Raw genomic sequence first — 21,845 nt, 5'->3', positions numbered from 1 at the left:
TCTCTCTCCACTGACCCGCCGCCGACACGCCACTCCGGGCCCGGGATGCGGAGAATGGGCAGGTGCCGATCACGCTCGAAGCCCAACGCCGCGCTGACGCGTCCCCTTTCGTCGACCTCGACCGAGCGGACTGGAGCGCGCTGCACGACCGCACGCCGCTCCCGCTCTCGGCCGATGAGGTCGAGGGCCTGCGCGGGCTCGGGGACGTCATCGACCTCCAGGAGGTCCAGGACGTCTACCTGCCGCTCTCCCGGCTGCTCAACCTCTACGTCACCGCGACGACCCGGCTGCGCGGCACCCTCAACGACTTCCTCGACGACAACGAGCACACCCACACCCAGGCCGGAACGCCGTTCGTGATCGGCGTCGCGGGCAGCGTCGCGGTGGGCAAGTCCACCACCGCGCGCGTCCTCCAGGCGATGCTGGCCCGCTGGCCCGAGCACCCCCGGGTGGAGCTGGTCACCACCGACGGCTTCCTGCTGCCCAACGCCGAGCTGCGCCGCCGGGGCCTGATGTCCCGCAAGGGCTTCCCGGAGTCCTACGACCGCCGGGCGCTGACCCGGTTCGTCGCCGACGTGAAGTCGGGCAGGGACGAGGTCACCGCCCCGGTCTACTCCCACCTGGTCTACGACATCGTCGAGGACGAGCGGCTGGTGGTGCGCCGCCCGGACATCCTGATCGTCGAGGGCCTGAACGTGCTGCAGCCGGCGCTGCCGGGCCTCGACGGCCGGACCCGGGTCGCGGTCGCCGACTTCTTCGACTTCTCGATCTACGTGGACGCCCGCGCGGACGACATCGAGCGCTGGTACCTGGAACGCTTCCGCAAGCTGCGGGAGACCGCGTTCCAGGACCCCTCCTCCTACTTCCGCCGCTTCACCGAGGTGCCGGAGGAGGAGGCGCTGGACTACGGCCGCCAGGTCTGGCGCACCATCAACCGGCCCAACCTGGTGGAGAACGTCGCCCCGACCCGGGGCCGGGCCAGCCTGATCCTGCGCAAGGGCAGCGACCACAAGGTCCAGCGGGTCCGGCTGCGCAAGCTCTAGTCCGCAGGCGCGGAAACGGCGGGGCCGGTCCGTGGTGCACGGACCGGCCCCGCCGGCGGTCGAACGGCGCCGCTCAGCCCAGTCGGACCCGGACCACCTCGGCCAGCCGCTCGGCGACCGCGTGCACCTGCACCAGGTCGGCCGCCTCGACCATGACCCGGACCAGCGGCTCGGTGCCGGAGGGGCGCAGCAGCACCCGCCCGGTCGTGCCCAGCTCCAGCTCGGCCGCGGCGACGGCGGCCAGCAGCTCGGCGTCGGTCCCGGCCCGGGCCTTGTCCACGCCCTTGACGTTGACCAGCACCTGCGGCAGCCGGGTCATCACCGAGCAGAGCTCGGTGGCCGACTGCTTGGTCGCCGCGAGCCGCGCGGCCAGCATCAGCCCGGTCAGGGTGCCGTCGCCGGTGGTCGCGTGGTCCAGGAAGATCACGTGGCCGGACTGCTCGCCGCCCAGGTTGTAGCCGTGCTCCTTCATCGACTCCAGCACATAGCGGTCGCCGACCGCCGTCTGCACCAGTTCGATGCCCTCGCGCTCCATGGCCAGCTTGAAGCCGAGGTTGGACATCACCGTGCCGACGACGGTGTTCCGGCTCAGCGTGCCGGACTCGCGCATGGCGAGCGCCAGCACCGCCAGGATCTGGTCGCCGTCGATCTCGTTGCCCGCGGCGTCGACCGCCAGGCAGCGGTCGGCGTCGCCGTCGTGGGCGATGCCCAGGTCGGCGCGGTGCTCGACCACGGCGGCCATCAGCGGGCCGAGGTGGGTCGAGCCGATGCCGTCGTTGATGTTCAGCCCGTCGGGCGCGTCCCCGATGGTGTGGACGACCTCGGCCCCGGCCCGGCGGAAGACCTCCGGCGAGACCAACGAGGCCGCGCCGTGGGCGCCGTCGATCACGACCCTGAGTCCGTCCAGCCGGTTCGGCAGCACCGACAGCAGGTGGGCGAGGTACTGCTCGAAGCCCTCCGCGTGGTCGCGGACCCGGCCCACGGCCTCGCCGGTGGGGCGCTGCCAGTCCTCCTCGTCGAGGTGCCGGTAGCGCTCCTCGATGGCGTCCTCGATCTCGTCGTCGAGCTTCACCCCGCCCCGGGCGAGGAACTTGATGCCGTTGTCGGGCATCGGATTGTGGCTGGCGGAGAGCATCACGCCGAAGTCCGCGCCCAGCAGCCCGGTCAGATAGGCCACCGCCGGCGTCGGCAGGACGCCGACCCGCAGCACGTCGACACCGGAGCCGGCCAGGCCGGCGATGATCGCGGCCTCCAGGAACTCCCCCGAGGCGCGTGGGTCGCGGCCGACCACCGCGACCGGGCGGTGCCCCTCGAAGGCGCCCAGGTCGCCCAGCACATGCGCCGCGGCCTCCGCCAGCCCGAGCGCCAGCTCGGCGGTGAGGTCGGCGTTCGCGAGGCCGCGTACACCGTCCGTGCCAAAGAGTCGTCCCACTGCTCAATCCTCCGCGGCTCGTCGTCGAAGGCGGTGCCCGTGCACCCGCCTCTCCCCGTGGGTCCGTCAAACGCACAGCGCTCAGACATACAGCACGCCCCGGGAGCGGTGCTCCCGGGGCGTGTGAAGTCCGGCCTCGGCCCGAAAACCGAGGCAGGGAGGCTTAGCGCTTGCTGTACTGCGGCGCCTTGCGGGCCTTCTTCAGACCGGCCTTCTTGCGCTCGACGGCGCGCGGGTCACGGGTCAGGAAGCCGGCCTTCTTCAGCGCCGGGCGGTTCGCGTCGACGTCGACCTCGTTCAGCGCACGGGCGACGCCCAGGCGCAGCGCGTAGGCCTGGCCGGAGATGCCGCCGCCGTTGATACGGGCGATGACGTCGTAGCGGCCGTCAAGCTCCAGGAGCTTGAAGGGCTCGTTGACGATCTGCTGGTGCACCTTGTTGGGGAGGTACTCCTCCAGGGTGCGACCGTTGATCTTCCAGACACCGGTGCCGGGGACGATGCGCACGCGGGCGATCGCCTCCTTGCGACGACCGAGGCCGGCGGCCGGAACGGCCTCGGCGAAACGGCCGACAAGCGACTCGGTGGTGTACTCGGTGGGCTCCTCGGCCTCGATCTCGAAGGTCTCGTCGACCTCGAGCGCGGTCTCGGCAGTGGTCTCGGCCACGGTTCTCCTCAGCTACGTTCTTCTGTATTCGGGGGTGGCCGGAACTACTGCGCGACCTGGGTGATCTCGAACGGCACCGGACGCTGGGCAGCGTGCGGGTGCTGGTCGCCCGAGTAGACCTTCAGCTTGGAGAGCATCTGACGGCCCAGGGAGTTCTTGGGGATCATGCCCTTGATGGCCTTCTCGACGGCCTTCTCCGGGTTCTTGTCCAGGAGGTCGTCGTAGCGCACGGAGCGCAGGCCACCCGGGTAACCGGAGTGGCGGTAGGCCAGCTTCTGGGTCTTCTTGTTCCCGGAGAGGTGCACCTTGTCCGCGTTGATGATGATGACGAAGTCACCCATGTCAAGATGCGGCGCGTACACCGGCTTGTGCTTACCCCGGAGGAGGTTCGCAGCCTGAGAGGCCAGACGGCCGAGCACGACGTCTTCGGCGTCGATGATGAGCCACTGACGCTGGACGTCGCCGGGCTTGGGGCTGTACGTACGCACGGTCGTAGCCTTCGCTTTTCAGTGAGTGTGTCCTGACAGGACCACCCGGACGATCGGAAGCAGCCAGGACGCGCTTCCCCGGACGCAATCGGATGGGCGCGTCGCTGCTTATCGGCCCGGTGGACCGGCGTACCGACCTCTCACGTGAGATGGAGCGAGCCAATACGCACAACGAACTAGCAGGATACCGGGACGGAGCCGTACGGGTCAAAACGCCCGTTCGGAACCGCGGCACCCTGCCATGTCCTGCCCCATACTACGCCCCCGTCGGCAGGCCCCCTGCGCCCCTGCCGACGGGGCGCCGACGCCGCCCGACCGCTACCGGTCGCGGACCACGCGGGTCTCGTCCCAGACCGGCTCCGGCGCCTCGTACACCCGGCCGTCCGAGCCGAAGACCACGAAGCGGTCGAAGGTGCGGGCGAACCAGCGGTCGTGAGTGACCGACAGAACCGTTCCCTCGAAGCTCTCCAGCCCCTCCTGCAGGGCCTCCGCGCTCTCCAGGTCCAGGTTGTCCGTCGGCTCGTCGAGCAGCAGCGCGGTGGCGCCGGAGAGTTCCAGCCGGAGGATCATCAACCGGGCCTGCTGGCCGCCGGAGAGGTCCTGGAACCGACGCTCCTCCTGGTGATGCAGCTCATAGCGGCGCAGCACGCTCATCGCGGCCTTGCGGTCCACCGCGTGCTCGGTCTCCAGGATCTCCCGGGTGGTCCGGCCGAACAGCTCCGGATGCGCGTGGGTCTGGGCGAAGTGCCCGGGCACCACCCGCGCGCCCAGCCGGAACGAGCCGTTGTGGGCGACCTCCTCGCCCGCCAGCAGCCGCAGGAAGTGCGACTTGCCGGAGCCGTTGGAGCCCAGCACGGCCACCCGCTCGCCGTAGTAGACCTCCAGGTCGAACGGCTTCATCAGCCCGCTGAGCTCCAACTGCTCGCAGGTCAGCGCCCGGACGCCGGTGCGCCCGCCCCTGAGCCGCATGGTGATGCTCTGCTTGCGCGGCGGCTCCGGCGGCGGGCCCGCCTCCTCGAACTTCCGCAGCCGGGTGACCGCGGCGGCGTAGCGCGAGGACATCTCGTGGCTGCGGGCGGCGTAGTCGCGCATGTCCAGCACCAGCCGCTTCAGCTGGGCGTGCTTCTCGTCCCAGCGCCGGCGCAGCTCGTCGTAGCGGGCGAAGCGCTCCTCGCGGGCCGCGTGGAAGGTGTCGAAGCCGGCGCCGTGCACCCAGACGTCGCTGCCGACCGCGCCGGGCTCCACGCTGACGATCTTCTCGGCGCTGTTGGCCAGCAGCTCGCGGTCGTGCGAGATGAAGAGCACGGTCTTGCCGGTGCTCCGGATCTGCTCCTCCAGCCAGCGCTTGCCGGGGACGTCCAGGTAGTTGTCCGGCTCGTCCAGCAGCAGCACCTCGTCCGGGCCGCGCAGCAGGGCCTCCAGCACCAGCCGCTTCTGCTCGCCGCCGGAGAGGGTGTTCAGGCCGCGCCACTGCGCCCGGTCGTAGGGCATGCCCAGCGCCGCCGTGGTGCAGACGTCCCAGGTGGTCTCGTAGTCGTAGCCGCCGACGTCGGCCCAGTCGGACAGCGCCTGGGCGTAGGCGAGTTGGGTCTTCTCGTCGTCCTGCGCCAGCATCGCCAGCTCGGCGGCGTCCACCGCGCGGGCGCCGGTCCTGATCCGCTCCGGCGCGACCGACACCAGCAGGTCGCGGACGGAGGCGTCGTGCGCCAGCGCGTGCGAGTCCTCCTCGCCCTCCTGGCCGGCGGCGCCCGCGCCGCGGCCGGTGGTGCCGACGAACTGCCGCATGACGCCCAGCCCGCCGCTGACGGTGACCGTGCCGCCGTGCGGCTGCAGATCGCCCGCGACCATCCGCAGCAGGGTGGTCTTCCCGGCGCCGTTGGCGCCCACCAGCGCCACCGAGGCGCCCTCGCCGACCCGGAAGGACGCGTCATCGAACAGCACCCGTCCGTCGGGCAGGTAGTACTCCAGGTGTGAAATCTCGACGTGTCCCATGGTCAGCAATTGTCCGCTGCCCGCCGCCCTCGCCCAAACGGGTTTTGCCGGACGAACCGCTAAGCTCGCGGCCCATGAGCAACGGGCCAGCGTCCGACCAGGCACCAGTATCCGAACCTGCGGAGCCCCTCCCCCGGCGCGGCGGAGGCGGCGCCCCCACCGGGCGGATCCCCACCCAGTACGGGCCGGGGAACCCGATCCGGAAGCAGCCGGAGGAGCAGCCGGAGCAGCAGCCCGGCTTCCGGATAACCCCGGGTGCGCCCGACCGCCCCGAGCCCCGGCCGCAGCAACCCGCCGCACCGTCCGCCCCCTCCGCGCGGCAGCCGGAGCGGAGGCCGGCCGAGGGCGAGACCGCCGGCGTCTTCGCCGTCCGCCCCGGTGCCCCCGGGGACAACCCGCCCGGCGCCCCCGGGCAGGCCGCCACCGCCTCGGCCACCCACGCGGACTTCGTCGCCATGGCCGAGCGCGGCGAGTCGGCCCGCCGCCGCAAACGGCGGCTGCGGCTGGCCACCGCGCTGGTGGTGATCGGCGGGCTCGCCGCCGTCGGCGGCACCCTGCTCGCCACCGGCTCGGCCGCGCGGCCGCACTCCGCGGCGGCGGGGAACCGGCCCACCGCACCGACCACCGCTGCCGCACCGACGACACCGACGCCGGTCCCGACCAGCGCCGCACCCTCGGCCCCGGCCGCGAGCGCTCCGGCCTCGCTGCTGGCCGTGCTCTCGGCGGCGAGCAGCGACAGCGCCCCGCTGACCGCCGCCGGGCTCTTCCCGGCCCGCGCCACCGGCCCCGGCGGGCAGGTCTACGGCCTGGTGGCGACCGCCGCCTCGGGCTGCGCCCCGGCCGTCACCCCGCCGCTGGCCGCCGTCCTCGCCAGGAACGGCTGCGAGCAGCTGTTCCGCGCCAGCTACACCAGCGGCGGCACCGCCGTGACCGTCGGCATCGCCGTCTTCGCCGGCGCCGGTCCGGCCGCCGCGGTGAAGAGCGGGGCGACCGGCAATGTCGAGTCGCTGGCCGGCGGCCCGCTGCACCCCTTCTGCCGCGGCGTGGTCTGCCGACTCTCCGTCAACTCGGTGGGCAGGTACGCCTACTTCACCGTCGCCGGGTACACCGACGGCAAGCCGGTGCCGGCCGCCGACACCCAGGCGCTGACGGCCGGCGCCGACATGGAGCGGCTGGTGATCCAGTCCCTGCAGGCGCGGGCCCGGGCCGAGGCCGCCCGCCCCACCGCTGCCGACGGCTGAGCGGCCGACCCCGCAGGAGATCGTCACCGGCGGGCGGCGCCCGCTCGTCCTCCGCAACCAGGTCCGGCGGGACCGGGAGCAGCGCTCACGGGCGCGGGCTCAGCACCCGCAGGTTGCGGGCGGCCCGGTTGCGGGCCGCGAGCTCGTCGTCCGCCGGGTAGCCGACCTCCTCCAGGGTCAGCCCGTGCGGGCGGACCACGCTCACCGCCGAGTTCCGGACCCCCCCGGCGAGCACCTCGCCGGGGAAGGAGACCGGCCGCTGCCCGTCGCCGACCAGCAGCATCGAACCGACCAGGGCCCGCACCATGTTGTGGCAGAAGGCGTCCGCCCGGACCGTGCCGACCACCAGGCCCGGCAGCACCGGGCCCAGCAGCGCGTCGCCGGGCAGCCGCTCCCAGCGGAAGTCCAGCAGCTCGCGAATGGTGGTCGCGCCCTCGCGCTTCTTGCAGTAGGCGGCGAAGTCGTGCTCGCCGACCAGCAGTTCCGCCGCCTCGTTCATCAGCCCGACGTCCAGTGCCCGGTCGTGCCGGAGCACATGGCCGCGCCGCAGCGGGTCCACCCCGGCCGGGTCGTCGCAGACCCGGTAGGCGTAGCGGCGCCAGATCGCCGAGAACCGGGCGTCGAACCCGGCCGGCGCCTCGGCCACCCGCCACACCCGGACGTCGCCGGGCAGCCGCCCGGCCAGCCGGCGCCGCAGCTTGTCGCCCTCGGCCGCCCAGATCTCCGCCGGCAGGTCCAGATGCGCCACCTGCCCGCGCGCGTGCACCCCGGCGTCGGTGCGCCCGGCCACCGTCAGCGGGAAGACCTCGGGCTGCCGCAGCACCACCCGGACCGCGTCCTCCAGCTCGCCCTGGACGGTCCGCTGGCCGCCCTTCTGCTTGGCCCAGCCGGAGAAGTCCGTGCCCTCGTACGAGAGGTCGAGCCGGACCCGGACGAAGCCCTCGGCCGGCCCCTCCCGCCGCACCGGCGTCGTCTGCTCCACGCAGTCAGTCATCTCAGCACTCCCGGCATCTCTGCACTCCCGGCATCTCAGCACTCCCGGCATCTCAGTACTCGCGGACATCTCAGTACTCCGGACATGAGAACGGGCCCGCCCTCCCCTGAGGGAGGACGGGCCCGTCGGTGGGCGGAGGCGGTCAGGCCTCCGTCGACTCCTCGGCAGCAGCCTCGACCGGAGCGGCGTCCTCGACGACCGGGGCGGCAGCCGCGGTCTCCTTGACGGAGCGCTTGGTCGCGGCCTCGGCCTCACCGACGGCGGTCTGGGCCACGGTCAGGGCCTCGACCAGCTCGATGACGGCCATCGGGGCGTTGTCGCCACGACGGGGGCCGATCTTGGTGATGCGGGTGTAGCCACCGGGGCGGTTCTCGTAGCGAGGACCGATCTCGGTGAAGAGGGTGTGCAGCACAGCCACGTCGGTGATGGTCTTGCGGACCTCACGGCGGTTGTGGATGTCACCCTTCTTGGCCTTGGTGATCAGCTTCTCCGCCACCGGGCGCAGGCGGCGAGCCTTGGCCTCGGTGGTGGTGATGCGGCCGTACTGGAACAGCTCACGGGCCAGACCGGCGAGCAGCAGACGCTCGTGGGCAGGGCCGCCGCCGAGGCGGGCACCCTTCGCGGGGCGGGGCATGGTGTCTCCTTGGATCTCCGACCCCCGGCCGTACCAGGTACCGGGGCGGGCGCAGCAGCACTGTTGCCGCTACGACTTGGTTGCACAGCCTTCAAGAGTACGGGACCGCCGAGGCGGTCCCGTACCCAGGTGTTTCTCAGTACTGCTCGGTCTCCGCGAAGCCCGGGTCGTCGTCGTCGGCGCCGAAGGCGTCGGCGGCGGCGGTCGGGTCGAATCCGGGCGGGCTGTCCTTGAGGGCCAGGCCCATGCCGGCCAGCTTCGCCTTGACCTCGTCGATCGACTTCGCACCGAAGTTGCGGATGTCGAGCAGGTCGGCCTCGGAGCGGGCGACGAGCTCACCCACGGAGTGGATGCCCTCGCGCTTGAGGCAGTTGTACGACCGAACGGTGAGCTCCAGCTCCTCGATCGGCAGGGCGAGATCGGCGGCCAGGGCGGCGTCCGTCGGGGACGGGCCCATGTCGATGCCCTCGGCGTCGATGTTCAGCTCGCGGGCGAGACCGAACAGCTCCACCAGGGTCTTGCCGGCCGAGGCCATGGCGTCGCGGGGACGCATGGCGGGCTTGGTCTCGACGTCGACGATGAGCTTGTCGAAGTCGGTACGCTGCTCGACTCGGGTCGCCTCGACCTTGTAGGTGACCTTGAGCACCGGGCTGTAGATGGAGTCGACCGGGATCCGGCCGATCTCCTGGCCCGACTGCTTGTTCTGGACGGCGGAGACGTAGCCGCGACCGCGCTCGACGGTCAGCTCCATCTCCAGCTTGCCCTTGCCGTTGAGCGTGGCGAGGATCAGCTCGGGGTTGTGCACCTCGACACCGGCCGGGGGCGCGATGTCGGCGGCGGTGACCAGACCCGGGCCCTGCTTGCGCAGGTACATCACGACCGGCTCGTCGTGCTCCGAGGAGACGACCAGCTGCTTGATGTTCAGGATGAGGTCGGTGACGTCCTCCTTGACGCCCGGCACGGTGGTGAACTCGTGCAGGACCCCGTCGATCCGGATGCTGGTGACAGCGGCGCCCGGGATCGAGGAGAGGAGCGTGCGGCGGAGCGAGTTGCCGAGGGTGTAGCCGAAGCCCGGCTCCAGCGGCTCGATCACGAACCGGGAGCGGAATTCGTCGACGACCTCTTCGGTCAGCGACGGACGCTGAGCGATCAGCATGCTGTTGTCCTCCAGTGAGAATCTTCGGCACCCACTATTTGATGCCGACAAAGCAAGGATACGGCCCCCGCGCAGTGCGAGGGCCGTATCCCGTGGCTACGTACCGGCTGCCGGGGCAGCAGGGCCGTGCGTCAGACGCGACGACGCTTCGGCGGGCGGCAGCCGTTGTGCGGGGTGGGGGTGACGTCCTGGATCGAGCCGACCTCCAGGCCGGTGGCCTGGATGGAGCGGATCGCGGTCTCGCGGCCGGAGCCCGGACCCTTCACGAAGACGTCGACCTTGCGCATGCCGTGCTCCTGGGCGCGACGCGCGGCGGCCTCGGCGGCCATCTGCGCGGCGAACGGAGTCGACTTGCGGGAGCCCTTGAAGCCGACGTGGCCCGAGGACGCCCACGCGATCACGTTGCCCGAGGGGTCCGTGATCGAGACGATGGTGTTGTTGAACGTGCTCTTGATGTGCGCGTGGCCGTGAGCGACGTTCTTCTTTTCCTTGCGGCGGATCTTCTTCGCGCCTGCAGCCTGACGACCCTTGGGGGGCATAAGTCTGTTTCTCCTACTGAGGTGGTCGGTCCGCTAGCCCAGCGGGCCGGATTCAAGTCCGGTTTGTGGGGCGGACTACTTCTTGCCGGGCTTCTTCTTGCCGGCGATCGCGCGACGCGGGCCCTTGCGGGTGCGGGCGTTGGTGTGGGTGCGCTGACCGTGGACCGGCAGGCCGCGACGGTGACGCAGACCCTGGTAGCAGCCGATCTCGACCTTGCGGCGGATGTCGGCGGCGACCTCACGGCGAAGGTCACCCTCGACCTTGAAGTGCGCGTCGATGTACTCACGCAGCTTGATCAGGTCGTCCTCGGTGATGTCGCGAACACGGATGTTCGGGTTCACACCGGTCTCGGCCAGAGCCTGCTGCGAGCGGGTACGGCCGATGCCGTACACGTAGGTGAGGGCGATCTCGATCCGCTTTTCGCGGGGGAGATCAACGCCGGCGAGGCGTGCCATGAATGTGGCTCCTGTGTTCCTTCGGAGGTCTGACGCGATGCCTCCCGTTCGACTCACGTCGATCGAGCCCCGGCCTCCGGACCGAGGGTGGCAGTCCGCACGCGCCCCATGGGGCGTCGCACGGATCGGGCATCCCGCTTCATGTTGTTTTTCGCGTCGTGCGAAGAATTACGACCCGTGCAGGGAAGTGATCAGCCCTGGCGCTGCTTGTGGCGCAGGTTCTCGCAGATCACCATGACACGCCCGTGACGGCGGATCACCTTGCACTTGTCGCAGATCTTCTTGACGCTCGGCTTGACCTTCATGGGATTCAGGTTCTCCGGGTCGAGCGCGCCCCGAATCAACGGGACGCGAGATCTGCTGCTTACTTGTACCGGTAGACGATACGTCCACGGGTCAGGTCGTACGGGCTGAGCTCGACGACGACCCGGTCGTCCGGAAGGATGCGGATGTAGTGCATACGCATCTTGCCGCTGATATGGGCGAGCACCTTGTGTCCGTTTTGAAGCTCTACCTTGAACATGGCGTTCGGCAGAGACTCGATGACGGTGCCCTCGATCTCGATGGCGCCTTGCTTTTTAGCCATGTCCTGCGGGTATCGCCTTCCGGATTCGACTACCTTGACATCCACTTCCGACCGGCAGTCGGGGCGGTTGACGCTTCACGGCCTGCCAGGCGGCTAGGGCTCCACGTCCTGCAACCGCCTGCCCAGCGGCCGTACCACGGTCAGCGCGTACGTAGGCAGCCACCGCATCCCTCGCCACAACGGGCGCGGACATACGGGAGCAGGCTACGGGTGAGCCGACACAGCAGTCTACGACACCGGGCAAGCTATAACGAAATCGTTCAGGCCAGCGGGTCCGGAGCGGCGGTGATCCCGAGCTCGGCCAGCTTCGCCCGGCCGCCGTCGAAGGCGGTCAGCACCAGCGGCCCCTCCTCGGTCACGGCGATCGAGTGCTCCCAGTGCGAGGCCCAGGTTCCGTCGTTGGTCTTGACCGTCCACTCGTCCTCGAGGGTGTGGGTCCGGGGCGTGCCCAGGCTCACCATCGGCTCGATCGCGATGCAGAAACCGGGGACCAGCTTCGGGCCGCGCCCGCGCCGCCGGTCCACGTAGTTCAGCAGGTGCGGGTCCATGTGCATCTCGGAGCCGATGCCGTGGCCGCCGAAGTCCTCGATGATGCCGTACTTGCCCTTGGGCGGCAGCGGCTGGCGGCGGATGTAGGACTCGATCGCCCGGCTCAGGTCGGAGAGCCGGTTGTTCTTCTTCACCTGGGCGATGCCGGCCCACATCGACTCCTCGGTGACCCGGCTGAGTGCGACCAGCTCCTCCGGGTGGCCCTCGCCGACCAGGACGGTGATCGCCGAGTCGCCGTGCCAGCCGTCGACGATGGCGCCGCAGTCGATGGAGATCATGTCGCCGTTCTCCAGCCGGCGGTCGCCGGGGATGCCGTGGACGACCTCGTCGTTGACCGAGGCGCAGATCACACCGGGGAAGCCGTGATAGCCCAGGAAGTTGGACTTCGCCCCGCGGTCGCTGATCACCTTGGCCGCGATCGCGTCCAGTTCACGGGTGGTCACCCCCGGCGCCACCGCCTCGCGGCAGGCCGCGAGCGCCTCGGCGACGATCAGGCCCGCCTCCCGCATCTTCGCGATCTGCTCGGGGGTCTTGATCTCAACCATGCTCGCTCGCCTTCCCACTGCCACTCCGGCCTGCCACTCGGCCTGCCTGCCACACGTGCTGCCTCGTCCCTGCCGCGGGCACCGCTTCCACGGTACGACCGCCCACCCGAACGCGCTCCGGCCGTGACGCCCTCGGCGGGCGTCACGGCCGGTTCGCGCGGTGCGCCGGGTGTCGGCGCTGCGACTCACACGGAGTCGACGGTGTCCTTGTTCGCCCGGAGCGCCGCGATGGCGCGCTCGGTGACCTCGTCCACCTTGCCCAGAGCCGGGATCGTGGTCACGAGTCCCTGCTTCCGGTAGTAATCGATGATCGGCTCGGTCTGCGTGTGGTAGACCTCAAGGCGAACGCGGACGCTCTCCTCGCTGTCGTCCCCACGCTGGTAGAGCTCGCCGCCGCAGACGTCGCAGACGCCCGGCACGGCGGGGGTGTTGTACTCCACGTGGAAGATGTGCGCGCCGTCGTTGCGGCACACCCGGCGGCCCGCGATGCGGCGGACCACCTCGTCCTCGGGGACCTCCAGGTCCAGCACGCCGTCCAGCGCGATGTCCCACTCGGTGAGGATCCCGTCCAGCGCGAGAGCCTGGGCCACGTTCCGCGGGAAGCCGTCCAGCAGGAACCCGCCGGCGGCGTCCGGCTGGGTCAGCCGGTCCTTCGCCATGGCGATGGTGACCTCGTCCGGTACGAGCTTGCCGGAGTCCATGATGCTCTTCGCGGCAAGGCCCAGCTCGGTGCCCTGACTGATGTTGGCGCGGAACAGGTCACCGGTGGACACGTGCGGGATGGACAGGGTCTTGGCCAGCAGTGTGGCCTGAGTACCCTTCCCGGCCCCGGGCGGTCCGACGAGGACGATTCGCATCAGCGGAGGAACCCTTCGTAGTTGCGCTGCTGGAGCTGGCTCTCGATCTGCTTCACAGTTTCAAGGCCGACACCGACAACGATCAGGATGCTCGTACCGCCGAACGGGAAGTTCTGTGACGCTCCGAACGCCCCCAGCGCGATCAGCGGCACCATGGCGATCAGGCCCAGGTACAGCGAGCCCGGCCAGGTGATCCTGGTCAGCACATAGTTGAGGTATTCGGCCGTCGGGCGGCCGGCCCGGATGCCCGGGATGAAACCACCATACTTCTTCATGTTGTCGGCAACTTCTTCGGGGTTGAAGGAGATCGCGACGTAGAAGAAGGCGAAGAAGACGATCAGCAGGAAGTCGACCGCCATGTAGAGCGGTTTGTCGCTCTTTGTCAGGTTCGACTGGATCCAGACCGCCCAGCCCTTGCTGGTCTCACCGCTGAGCTGGACCACCAGCGCGGGGATGTACAGCAGCGAGCTGGCGAAGATGACGGGGATCACACCCGCCTGGTTGACCTTCAACGGGATGTAGGTCGAGGTTCCGCCGTAGGCGCGCCGACCGATCATGCGCTTCGCGTACTGGACCGGGATCCGGCGCTGCGCCTGCTCGACGAAGACCACCAGGCCGACCATGCAGAGACCCATGGCGAGCACGAAGACGAAGGTCAGCCAGCCCTTCTCGGTCTTGATGTTCCACAGCGAGGCCGGGAAGCCCGAGGCCACCGAGGTGAAGATCAGGATCGACATGCCGTTGCCGATGCCCCGGTCGGTGATCAGCTCGCCCAGCCACATGATCACCACGGTGCCGGCGGTCATGGTGATGACCATCGTGGCGATGGTGAACACCGACTGGTTGGGCACGATCTTGCTGGTGTCGCAGCTCACGCCGCTGAACAGGGCGCCGTTCGAGGCCGTGGCCACGATGCCGGTCGCCTGCAGGATCGCCAGGGCGATGGTCAGGTAACGGGTGTACTGCGTGATCTTGGTCTGCCCGGCCTGGCCCTCCTGCTTCAGGGCGTCCAGGCGCGGGATCACCACGGTCAGCAGCTGCAGAATGATGCTGGACGTGATGTAGGGCATGATGCCCAGCGCGAAGATGGTGATCTGCAGCAGAGCGCCACCGCTGAACAGGTTGACCAGCCCGAGCAGGTTGGACCCGCTGGTGGACGATGCGCTGACGCACGCCTGGACTGCCTTGAAGTCCACCCCGGGGACCGGGATGTGAGCACCCATCCGGAAGACAGCCATGATGGCCAGCGTGAACAGCAGCTTCTTGCGCAGGTCGGGCGTCTTGAACGCCCGGGCGAACGCGGTGAGCACGGTGCCTCCTGCAGCTCCCTGCCGAGGCGGCGGGAGGGACGGTGGATCTGGGCCCATCACGGATCGGAGCGGGGCCGGACAGTGGACTCAACCACCCGCGTGACAGCGACTCCGCGGACAGAGAAGCAGCCAAGCTACAAGTGGACTCCACGGACTCTAACAGTCCGTGGAGCCACAATTGAAGCTCGCAGCCCTACGGGTTCGGCGGTCGCGCTGCGAGTTGTACGAGAGGCAGACTTTGAGGTGATTTCGGTGCGCCCGGATTCACGCTTCCGCCCCGTCGGATTTGCACAGGGGTTCGACGGTTCGGGGAACGACAAAGGCCGGATCCGTCACTCCGAGGAGTGACGGATCCGGCCTTTGAACTACCGTCAGGCGAAGGCCTGAGCTCAGATGAGCTCGGTGACCGTGCCGCCGGCGGCGGTGATCTTCTCGGCGGCGGAACCGGAGACGGCGTCAACCGAAACCTGGAGCGCCACGGTCAGCTCACCGGTGCCCAGCACCTTGACGAGCGAGTTCTTGCGAACCGCGCCCTTGGCGACCAGGTCCTCGACGGTGACCTCGCCACCCTCGGGGTAGAGCACACCGAGCTTGTCCAGGTTCACGACCTGGAACTCGACGCGGAACGGGTTCTTGAAGCCCTTGAGCTTCGGCAGGCGCATGTGAAGGGGCATCTGGCCACCCTCGAAACGCGCCGGAACCTGGTACCGCGCCTTGGTGCCCTTGGTACCACGACCGGCGGTCTTACCCTTGGATGCCTCACCACGACCGACACGGGTCTTGGCGGTCTTGGCACCCGGGGCGGGCCGCAGGTTGTGGATCTTCAGCGGGTTCTGCTCCGCCATTTCAGTCCACCTCCTCGACCGTGACGAGGTGGCGGACGGTCTGGGCCATCCCGCGGATCTCGGGACGGTCCTCCTTCACGACCACGTCGTGCATCCGCTTGAGACCAAGCGAACGCAGGGTGTCACGGTGGTTCTGCTTGCTGCCGATGTAGGACTTGGTCTGGGTGATCTTCAGGCGAGCCATTACGCAGCCCCCTGCCCAGCCGCACGCGCACGCAGCAGAGCTGCGGGAGCGACGTCCTCGAGCGGCAGACCACGACGCGCGGCGATCTCCTCGGGGCGCGAGAGGCCCTTCAGCGCGGCGACCGTGGCGTGCACGATGTTGATCGCGTTGTCGGAGCCCAGGGACTTCGACAGGATGTCGTGGACACCGGCGCACTCGAGCACGGCGCGCACGGGACCACCGGCGATAACACCGGTACCCGGCGAAGCCGGCTTGAGCAGGACGACGCCCGCGGCCTTCTCACCCTGGATCGGGTGGGGGATGGTGCCCTGGATGCGGGGAACCTTGAAGAAGTTCTTCTTCGCTTCCTCGACACCCTTGGCGATGGCCGCGGGAACTTCCTTGGCCTTGCCGTAACCGACACCTACAGTGCCGTCGCCGTCTCCGACCACGACCAGGGCGGTGAAGCTGAAGCGACGACCACCCTTGACAACCTTGGCGACACGGTTGATCGCGACAACACGCTCGACGTACGCGGTCTTCTCGACGACGGGAGCGCCGTCACGACCATCCCGCTTACGGTCACGCCGCTCGCCACCGCCGGTGCCGCCGCCGGCGCCGCTACCGCGGCGCTGGGGTCCAGCCATTGGATTTACCTCTCTCGTTTACGTCCGCCAGCTTGGGCGAGCGGGTCAGAAGTCGAGCCCGGCTTCACGGGCGGCGTCCGCCAGGGCGGCGATGCGCCCGGCGTACTGGTTGCCCGCGCGGTCGAAAACGACCGACTCGACGCCGGCGGCCTTGGCGCGCTCGGCGACCAGGGCTCCGACCTTCTTTGCCAGCTCGGTCTTGTCACCGTCGACGCCCTTGATGGACACGTCGAGGGTGGACGCCGAAGCCAGGGTGTGGCCCGCGAGGTCGTCGATCACCTGCGCCACGATGTGGCGGTTGGAGCGAGACACGACCAGGCGCGGACGCACCGGCGTACCGGAGACGCGCTTGCGGACGCGGATGGCGCGGCGCTTGCGGGCGGCGGCCTTGTAACCGTTGCCCTTGCCGATCTTCACACTGAGGCTCATGAGTTACTTACCACTCTTTCCGACCTTGCGGCGGATGACCTCGCCGGCGTACTTGACACCCTTGGCCTTGTACGGGTCGGGCTTGCGCAGCTTGCGGATCTTCGCAGCCACCTCGCCAACCTGCTGCTTGTCGATGCCGTCCACGTGGAACTTGGTGGGCGACTCGACCACGAAGGCGATGCCTTCGGGGGCCTCGATCAGGATCGGGTGGCTGTAGCCGAGCGCGAACTCCATCGAGGAGCCCTTCGCTGCGACTCGGTAGCCGACGCCGCTGATCTCGAGCGACTTGCGGTATCCCGCGGTCACGCCGGTGATCATGTTCGCCACCAGCGTGCGGGTCAGGCCGTGGAGGGCCTTAGACATACGCTCGTCGTTGGGGCGGGTGACGAGCAGAGTGCCGTCCTCACCCTTGGCGATGTCGATCGGCGCGGCAACGGTGTGGCTCAGGGTCCCCTTGGGGCCCTTGACCGAGACCGTGCGGCCATCGATGGTGACGTCCACGCCGGCGGGAACCGGGATGGGCAGCCGTCCAATGCGAGACATTGCTGTACCTCCGTTTCCCTTAGTTACCAGACGTAGGCGAGGACTTCCCCACCCACGCCCTTCTTGGCTGCCTGCTGTCCGGTGAGCAGACCTGCGGACGTGGAGATGATCGCCACGCCCAGGCCGCCGAGCACCTTCGGCATTGCGGTGGACTTGGTGTAGACCCGCAGACCCGGCTTGGAGATCCGCTTGATGCCCGCGATCGAGCGCTCACGGTTCGGGCCGAACTTGAGGTCGACGGTCAGCTTCTTGCCGACCTCGCCCTCCTTCGGCTCCTCGACCTTCCAACCCGTGATGTAGCCCTCCTGCTGGAGGATCTCGGCGATGTGAGTCTTGATCTTGCTGTGGGGCATCACGACAGTGTCGTGGTAGGCCGAGTTCGCGTTTCGCAGACGCGTCAGCATGTCTGCGATCGGGTCGGTCATGGTCATGATGGCCTGTGGCCTCTCTCGCCACGGTTTCCCGAAGCGCGCAGCCCGGGGTTTATCCAGAGCGGGCGCGGCGCGGGGACCTGTGGCGTAGTAAGACGAATCAGGGGCGCAGGGCCCCGACCTCACCACCTTACGGGACTCCCCCAGGAGTTCCCAAAACGGTGGTTCGGCCGGCGGCCCTGCGAACCTCGATGTCTACCTGAACTACCTGACTACCAGGAGCTCTTGGTGACGCCCGGCAGCTCGCCGCGGTGGGCCATCTCACGAAGGCACACGCGGCACAGGCCGAACTTGCGGTACACGGAGTGCGGACGGCCGCAGCGCTGGCACCGGGTGTAACCCCGGACGCCGAACTTCGGCTTGCGCTCCGCCTTGGCGATGAGGGACTTCTTAGCCATGTGCTCAGTTCTCCTTGAACGGGAAGCCAAGGGCACGCAGCAGCGCCCGGCCCTCGTCGTCGGTCTGGGCAGTGGTGACCACGGTGATGTCCATGCCGCGCTGGCGGTCGACCTTGTCCTGGTCGATCTCGTGGAACATGACCTGCTCGGTCAGACCGAAGGTGTAGTTGCCCTTGCCGTCGAACTGCTTCGGCGACAGACCGCGGAAGTCGCGGATGCGCGGGAGCGCGAGCGACACCAGACGGTCCAGGAACTCCCACATGCGGTCGCCGCGAAGCGTGACGTGGGTACCGATGGGCTGACCCTCACGCAGCTTGAACTGCGCGATGGACTTGCGAGCCTTGGTCACGGTCGGCTTCTGACCGGTGATCGCGGTGAGGTCGCGGACCGCACCGTCGATCAGCTTGGAGTCGCGGGCGGCGTCGCCCACACCCATGTTGACCACGACCTTGACCAGGCCGGGGATCAGCATGACGTTCTCGTAGGAGAACTGCTCCTGCAGCTGACCCTTGATCTCGGAGCGGTAGCGCTCCTTGAGACGGGGGGTCACCTTCTCAACAGAGGTGTCGGTCATCAGATGTCCTCACCGGTTCGCTTGGCAACGCGGATCTTGTTGCCCTCGTCATCGAAGCGGTAACCGACTCGGGTGACGACCTTCTTGCCGTCCTTCTCCACGACGAGCTGAACGTTGCTCACGTGGATCGGGGCCTCAGTGGTCACGATGCCGCCGGTCTGGGCACCACGGGCGGTCTGGCCGACCTTGGTGTGCTTCTTGACCCGGTTGACACCCTCGACCAGGACGCGGTCCTCAGTAGGGATGGCCTGGATGACCTTGCCCTGCTTGCCCTTGTCCTTGCCGGTGATGACCTGGACCAGGTCACCCTTCTTGATCTTCATCGCGTTCTTCGTGGTGTACTTCGCAGCGCGATTCGTCATGGCTAGAGCACCTCCGGCGCAAGCGAGATGATCTTCATGAACTTCTTGTCACGCAGCTCACGGCCCACCGGGCCGAAGATGCGCGTGCCGCGGGGGTCACCATCAGCGTTCTTGAGGATGACGGCGGCGTTCTCGTCGAAACGGATGTAGGAACCGTCCGGACGACGGCGCTCCTTCACGGTGCGGACGATGACGGCCTTGACCACATCGCCCTTCTTCACGTTGCCACCGGGGATCGCGTCCTTGACGGTGGCGACGATGACGTCACCGATACCCGCGTAGCGTCGGCCGGAGCCACCGAGAACACGGATGCAAAGGATCTCCTTCGCACCAGTGTTGTCGGCGACTCGCAGTCGCGACTCCTGCTGGATCACAGCTTTCTCCTGATCGTCAACGATCGGGACCGGGCCGGCCGCTGCTCACCCAGGCGTTCCCGGAGGAACCCTGGACACATACGGCCGCGCCCAATCGCGTTCGTTACTACTTGGCCTTCTCGAGGATCTCGACGACGCGCCAGCGCTTCGTCGCGGACAGCGGCCGGGTCTCCATGAGGAGGACACGGTCGCCGATGCCCGCGGCATTGGCCTCGTCGTGCGCCTTCAGCTTGTTCGTACGGCGGATGACCTTGCCGTACAGCGCGTGCTTGACGCGGTCCTCGACGGCGACGACGACGGTCTTGTCCATCTTGTCGCTGACGACCAGACCCTCACGGGTCTTGCGGAAGCCGCGTGCTTCTTCGTTGGTGTTCTCAGTCATCAGGCGTTCTCCACCGTCTCGATGCCCAGCTCGCGCTCGCGCATCAGGGTGTAGATCCGCGCGATCTGCTTCTTCACGAGCGGAAGCCGTCCGTGGTTGTCGAGCTGCCCGGTCGCCGCCTGGAAGCGGAGGTTGAACAGCTCCTCCTTGGCCTCACGGAGCTTCGCGACGAGAGCCTCGTCGTCGAACTCGCGAAGCTCTGCAGCCTTGGTGGTGGCCGACATCAGCTCTCACCTGCCTCGCGCCGGACAATCCGGCACTTCATCGGAAGCTTGTGCGCGGCGCGGGTGAGCGCCTCGCGAGCAATCTTCTCGTTCGGGTACGACAACTCGAACATCACGCGTCCGGGGTGCACGTTGGCAATCCACCACTCCGGCGAACCCTTACCGGAACCCATGCGGGTCTCGGCAGGCTTCTTGGTGAGGGGACGGTCCGGGTAGATGTTGATCCAGACCTTGCCGCCACGCTTGATGTGACGAGTGATGGAGATACGAGCGGACTCGATCTGCCGGTTCGTCACGTACGCCGGGGAGACGGCCTGGAGGCCGTACTCACCGAACGCCAGCTCGGTACCGCCCTTAGCCATGCCACGCCGCTTGGGGTGGTGCTGCTTGCGGTGCTTGACCCTGCGAGGGATCAGCATGGGGTCAGGCCTCCGTTCCAGAATCGCTGTTCGAGGAAACGGCCTCGGCCGGAGCCTCGGTCACCGCGGCCGGGGCCTCGGTGCCGGGACGACGACCACGGCCGCCGCGCTCGCCGCCGGCGGGGCGGTCCCCACGACGGGGACGCTCGGCCGGGCCACCCGCGCGGGGCGGGCGGTTGCCGGCCTTGGCGGCGGCGTTGTCGGCGCGGACCTCGGCGATGTTCTTGACGTCGCCCTTGTAGATCCAGACCTTCACGCCGATGCGGCCGAAGGTGGTCTTGGCCTCGAAGAAGCCGTAGTCCACGTTGGCACGCAGGGTGTGCAGGGGCACGCGGCCCTCGCGGTAGAACTCAGAGCGGGACATCTCGGCGCCGCCGAGACGACCGGAGCACTGGATCTTGATGCCCTTGGCGCCGGACTTCATCGTGCCCTGCATGCTCTTACGCATGGCGCGACGGAAGGAGACGCGGGAGGACAGCTGCTCCGCGACGCCCTGAGCCACGAGCTGGGCGTCCAGCTCGGGGTTCTTGACCTCAAGGATGTTCAGCTGGACCTGCTTGCCGGTCAGCTTCTCGAGGTCGCCGCGGATGCGGTCGGCCTCGGTGCCGCGACGGCCGATGACGATGCCGGGACGCGCGGTGTGGATGTCCACCCGCACACGGTCACGGGTGCGCTCGATCTCAACCTTCGAGATGCCGGCGCGCTCCATGCCGGACGTCATCATCCGACGGATGGCGACGTCTTCCTTGACGTAGTCCTTGTACAGCTTGTCGGCGTACCAGCGGGACTTGAAGTCCGTGGTGATGCCGAGGCGGAACCCGTGCGGGTTTACCTTCTGGCCCATTACCGGGTCCCTTCCTTCGACGCGAGAACCACGGTGATGTGGCTCGTCCGCTTGCGGATCCGGTACGCGCGGCCCTGGGCCCGCGGACGGAAACGCTTCAGGGTCGGGCCCTCGTCGACGAACGCCTCAGCGACGTACAGCGACTCCACGTTGTTGTGGTTGTAGTTGTGCACGGCGTTGGCAATGGCGCTGTCGAGCACCTTGCCGACCGGCACGCTGGCGGCCTGCGGAGCGAAACGCAGGACCGCCTGGGCCTCCGTGGCGTTCATGCCACGGATGAGGTCCACCACGCGGCGGGCCTTCATGGGCGTTACACGGATGTACCGTGCCGCTGCCCTGGCTTCCATGGTTGTCCCCTTGTTGGTGTCTGTCATGGTCGGTTCACCTCCGCTTGAGCGGAGAGCGACCATCGGTCATTCGCAATTCCGCCGATTAGCGACGACGCGACTTGCGGTCGTCCTTCTCGTGGCCGCGGAAGGTGCGGGTCGGCGCGAACTCGCCGAGCTTGTGGCCGACCATCGACTCGGTGACGAACACCGGGACGTGCTTGCGACCGTCGTGCACCGCGAGGGTGTGGCCCAGCATCGCCGGCACGATCATCGAGCGCCGGGACCAGGTCTTGATGACGTTCTGGGTACCAGCTTCGTTCTGAACGTCCACCTTCTTCATGAGGTGGTCGTCGACGAAGGGCCCCTTCTTGAGGCTGCGCGGCATCGAGACTGCT

At 68.6% G+C, this 21,845-nt stretch carries 32 protein-coding genes; 2 read left to right on the top strand and 30 right to left on the bottom strand.

What is annotated here, in order from left to right; all coding sequences use genetic code 11:
- Positions 1–62: 62 nt before the first annotated feature.
- Positions 63–1,043, top strand: coding sequence for a type I pantothenate kinase (gene coaA / locus BS75_RS24890; RefSeq protein WP_034089835.1), 981 nt, complete (start codon positions 63–65; stop codon positions 1,041–1,043).
- A 73-nt stretch (positions 1,044–1,116) separates the two neighbouring features.
- Here coaA and glmM read toward each other — a convergent pair whose 3' ends face one another.
- From glmM to BS75_RS24870, 4 genes are all read right to left on the bottom strand, one after another.
- The gene (gene glmM, locus BS75_RS24885) at positions 1,117–2,475 is read right to left on the bottom strand and encodes a phosphoglucosamine mutase (protein WP_034089834.1); all 1,359 of its coding nucleotides are present in this window, start codon (positions 2,473–2,475) and stop codon (positions 1,117–1,119) included.
- A gap of 163 nt (positions 2,476–2,638) precedes the next feature.
- Positions 2,639–3,139: a 30S ribosomal protein S9 gene (gene rpsI / locus BS75_RS24880; RefSeq protein WP_034089833.1), complete on the bottom strand. Its 501-nt coding sequence runs from the start codon at positions 3,137–3,139 to the stop codon at positions 2,639–2,641.
- A 44-nt stretch (positions 3,140–3,183) separates the two neighbouring features.
- A complete protein-coding gene (gene rplM, locus BS75_RS24875; protein WP_034089832.1) occupies positions 3,184–3,627 on the bottom strand; it encodes a 50S ribosomal protein L13 in 444 nt (147 codons plus the stop codon).
- Positions 3,628–3,945: 318 nt separating this feature from the next.
- Entirely contained in the window at positions 3,946–5,619 is a 1,674-nt protein-coding gene (locus BS75_RS24870) for an ABC-F family ATP-binding cassette domain-containing protein (protein WP_034089831.1), read from the bottom strand.
- A 74-nt stretch (positions 5,620–5,693) separates the two neighbouring features.
- Between BS75_RS24870 and BS75_RS44750 the strand changes: the two genes are divergently transcribed.
- Complete coding sequence (locus BS75_RS44750; RefSeq protein ID WP_052069675.1) at positions 5,694–6,860, top strand: hypothetical protein; 1,167 nt, start codon at positions 5,694–5,696, stop codon at positions 6,858–6,860.
- An 85-nt stretch (positions 6,861–6,945) separates the two neighbouring features.
- Here BS75_RS44750 and truA read toward each other — a convergent pair whose 3' ends face one another.
- From truA to rpsS, 26 genes are all read right to left on the bottom strand, one after another.
- Positions 6,946–7,854 carry a tRNA pseudouridine(38-40) synthase TruA gene (gene truA, locus BS75_RS24860; protein ID WP_034089830.1) on the bottom strand — a complete coding sequence of 303 codons (909 nt, stop codon included), beginning with the start codon at positions 7,852–7,854 and terminating at the stop codon, positions 6,946–6,948.
- Between the two features lie 142 nt (positions 7,855–7,996).
- Complete coding sequence (rplQ, locus tag BS75_RS24855; protein ID WP_034089829.1) at positions 7,997–8,488, bottom strand: 50S ribosomal protein L17; 492 nt, start codon at positions 8,486–8,488, stop codon at positions 7,997–7,999.
- Between the two features lie 136 nt (positions 8,489–8,624).
- Positions 8,625–9,644: a DNA-directed RNA polymerase subunit alpha gene (locus BS75_RS24850; RefSeq protein ID WP_034089828.1), complete on the bottom strand. Its 1,020-nt coding sequence runs from the start codon at positions 9,642–9,644 to the stop codon at positions 8,625–8,627.
- Between the two features lie 131 nt (positions 9,645–9,775).
- Positions 9,776–10,183, bottom strand: coding sequence for a 30S ribosomal protein S11 (rpsK, locus tag BS75_RS24845; RefSeq protein ID WP_030251538.1), 408 nt, complete (start codon positions 10,181–10,183; stop codon positions 9,776–9,778).
- Positions 10,184–10,258: 75 nt separating this feature from the next.
- Complete coding sequence (gene rpsM, locus BS75_RS24840; protein WP_034089827.1) at positions 10,259–10,639, bottom strand: 30S ribosomal protein S13; 381 nt, start codon at positions 10,637–10,639, stop codon at positions 10,259–10,261.
- A gap of 191 nt (positions 10,640–10,830) precedes the next feature.
- Positions 10,831–10,944 carry a 50S ribosomal protein L36 gene (gene rpmJ, locus BS75_RS24835; protein ID WP_009740505.1) on the bottom strand — a complete coding sequence of 38 codons (114 nt, stop codon included), beginning with the start codon at positions 10,942–10,944 and terminating at the stop codon, positions 10,831–10,833.
- 59 nt (positions 10,945–11,003) lie between these two features.
- Entirely contained in the window at positions 11,004–11,225 is a 222-nt protein-coding gene (infA, locus tag BS75_RS24830; RefSeq protein ID WP_003956442.1) for a translation initiation factor IF-1, read from the bottom strand.
- A 260-nt stretch (positions 11,226–11,485) separates the two neighbouring features.
- Positions 11,486–12,319 (bottom strand): type I methionyl aminopeptidase, encoded by an 834-nt coding sequence (map, locus tag BS75_RS24825; protein WP_034089826.1) that lies wholly within the window; start codon positions 12,317–12,319, stop codon positions 11,486–11,488.
- 185 nt (positions 12,320–12,504) lie between these two features.
- A complete protein-coding gene (locus BS75_RS24820; protein ID WP_034089825.1) occupies positions 12,505–13,176 on the bottom strand; it encodes an adenylate kinase in 672 nt (223 codons plus the stop codon).
- Entirely contained in the window at positions 13,176–14,486 is a 1,311-nt protein-coding gene (gene secY / locus BS75_RS24815) for a preprotein translocase subunit SecY (protein WP_034089824.1), read from the bottom strand. Before secY ends, BS75_RS24820 begins: the two co-directional genes overlap by 1 nt.
- Positions 14,487–14,875: 389 nt before the next feature.
- Positions 14,876–15,331 (bottom strand): 50S ribosomal protein L15, encoded by a 456-nt coding sequence (gene rplO, locus BS75_RS24810; protein WP_034089823.1) that lies wholly within the window; start codon positions 15,329–15,331, stop codon positions 14,876–14,878.
- A gap of 1 nt (position 15,332) precedes the next feature.
- Positions 15,333–15,515: a 50S ribosomal protein L30 gene (gene rpmD, locus BS75_RS24805; RefSeq protein ID WP_030251557.1), complete on the bottom strand. Its 183-nt coding sequence runs from the start codon at positions 15,513–15,515 to the stop codon at positions 15,333–15,335.
- Positions 15,515–16,141, bottom strand: a complete 627-nt coding sequence (gene rpsE, locus BS75_RS24800; RefSeq protein WP_030251561.1) for a 30S ribosomal protein S5 — start codon at positions 16,139–16,141, stop codon at positions 15,515–15,517. The genes rpmD and rpsE overlap by 1 nt, the downstream gene beginning before the upstream one ends.
- 45 nt (positions 16,142–16,186) lie before the next feature.
- On the bottom strand, positions 16,187–16,570 hold the full coding sequence (gene rplR, locus BS75_RS24795) for a 50S ribosomal protein L18 (RefSeq protein WP_034089822.1): 384 nt from the start codon (positions 16,568–16,570) through the stop codon (positions 16,187–16,189).
- Between the two features lie 3 nt (positions 16,571–16,573).
- The gene (rplF, locus tag BS75_RS24790; RefSeq protein WP_034089821.1) at positions 16,574–17,113 is read right to left on the bottom strand and encodes a 50S ribosomal protein L6; all 540 of its coding nucleotides are present in this window, start codon (positions 17,111–17,113) and stop codon (positions 16,574–16,576) included.
- Positions 17,114–17,136: 23 nt separating this feature from the next.
- Positions 17,137–17,544 (bottom strand): 30S ribosomal protein S8, encoded by a 408-nt coding sequence (gene rpsH, locus BS75_RS24785; protein ID WP_030251568.1) that lies wholly within the window; start codon positions 17,542–17,544, stop codon positions 17,137–17,139.
- Between the two features lie 212 nt (positions 17,545–17,756).
- Positions 17,757–17,942: a type Z 30S ribosomal protein S14 gene (locus BS75_RS24780; protein ID WP_030251570.1), complete on the bottom strand. Its 186-nt coding sequence runs from the start codon at positions 17,940–17,942 to the stop codon at positions 17,757–17,759.
- Positions 17,943–17,946: 4 nt separating this feature from the next.
- Positions 17,947–18,516 carry a 50S ribosomal protein L5 gene (rplE, locus tag BS75_RS24775; protein WP_034089820.1) on the bottom strand — a complete coding sequence of 190 codons (570 nt, stop codon included), beginning with the start codon at positions 18,514–18,516 and terminating at the stop codon, positions 17,947–17,949.
- Positions 18,516–18,839: a 50S ribosomal protein L24 gene (gene rplX / locus BS75_RS24770; RefSeq protein ID WP_034093714.1), complete on the bottom strand. Its 324-nt coding sequence runs from the start codon at positions 18,837–18,839 to the stop codon at positions 18,516–18,518. Before rplX ends, rplE begins: the two co-directional genes overlap by 1 nt.
- 41 nt (positions 18,840–18,880) lie before the next feature.
- Positions 18,881–19,252 (bottom strand): 50S ribosomal protein L14, encoded by a 372-nt coding sequence (gene rplN, locus BS75_RS24765; protein ID WP_034089819.1) that lies wholly within the window; start codon positions 19,250–19,252, stop codon positions 18,881–18,883.
- Between the two features lie 106 nt (positions 19,253–19,358).
- Entirely contained in the window at positions 19,359–19,634 is a 276-nt protein-coding gene (gene rpsQ, locus BS75_RS24760; protein ID WP_034089818.1) for a 30S ribosomal protein S17, read from the bottom strand.
- Positions 19,634–19,858, bottom strand: a complete 225-nt coding sequence (gene rpmC, locus BS75_RS24755; RefSeq protein ID WP_034089817.1) for a 50S ribosomal protein L29 — start codon at positions 19,856–19,858, stop codon at positions 19,634–19,636. The genes rpsQ and rpmC overlap by 1 nt, the downstream gene beginning before the upstream one ends.
- Entirely contained in the window at positions 19,858–20,277 is a 420-nt protein-coding gene (gene rplP / locus BS75_RS24750; protein ID WP_030251586.1) for a 50S ribosomal protein L16, read from the bottom strand. Before rplP ends, rpmC begins: the two co-directional genes overlap by 1 nt.
- A 4-nt stretch (positions 20,278–20,281) precedes the next feature.
- The gene (gene rpsC / locus BS75_RS24745) at positions 20,282–21,121 is read right to left on the bottom strand and encodes a 30S ribosomal protein S3 (RefSeq protein WP_034089816.1); all 840 of its coding nucleotides are present in this window, start codon (positions 21,119–21,121) and stop codon (positions 20,282–20,284) included.
- Positions 21,121–21,468 (bottom strand): 50S ribosomal protein L22, encoded by a 348-nt coding sequence (gene rplV, locus BS75_RS24740; protein WP_034089815.1) that lies wholly within the window; start codon positions 21,466–21,468, stop codon positions 21,121–21,123. Before rplV ends, rpsC begins: the two co-directional genes overlap by 1 nt.
- Before the next feature lie 85 nt (positions 21,469–21,553).
- Positions 21,554–21,835 carry a 30S ribosomal protein S19 gene (gene rpsS / locus BS75_RS24735; protein ID WP_034089814.1) on the bottom strand — a complete coding sequence of 94 codons (282 nt, stop codon included), beginning with the start codon at positions 21,833–21,835 and terminating at the stop codon, positions 21,554–21,556.
- Between the last annotated feature and the right edge of the window lie 10 nt (positions 21,836–21,845).

It is taken from the genome of Streptacidiphilus albus JL83 (assembly GCF_000744705.1).
Classification (GTDB): domain Bacteria; phylum Actinomycetota; class Actinomycetes; order Streptomycetales; family Streptomycetaceae; genus Streptacidiphilus; species Streptacidiphilus albus.
Note: the sequence above shows the minus strand (reverse complement) of the source record. Positions and strands in the feature narration are given on the sequence as shown.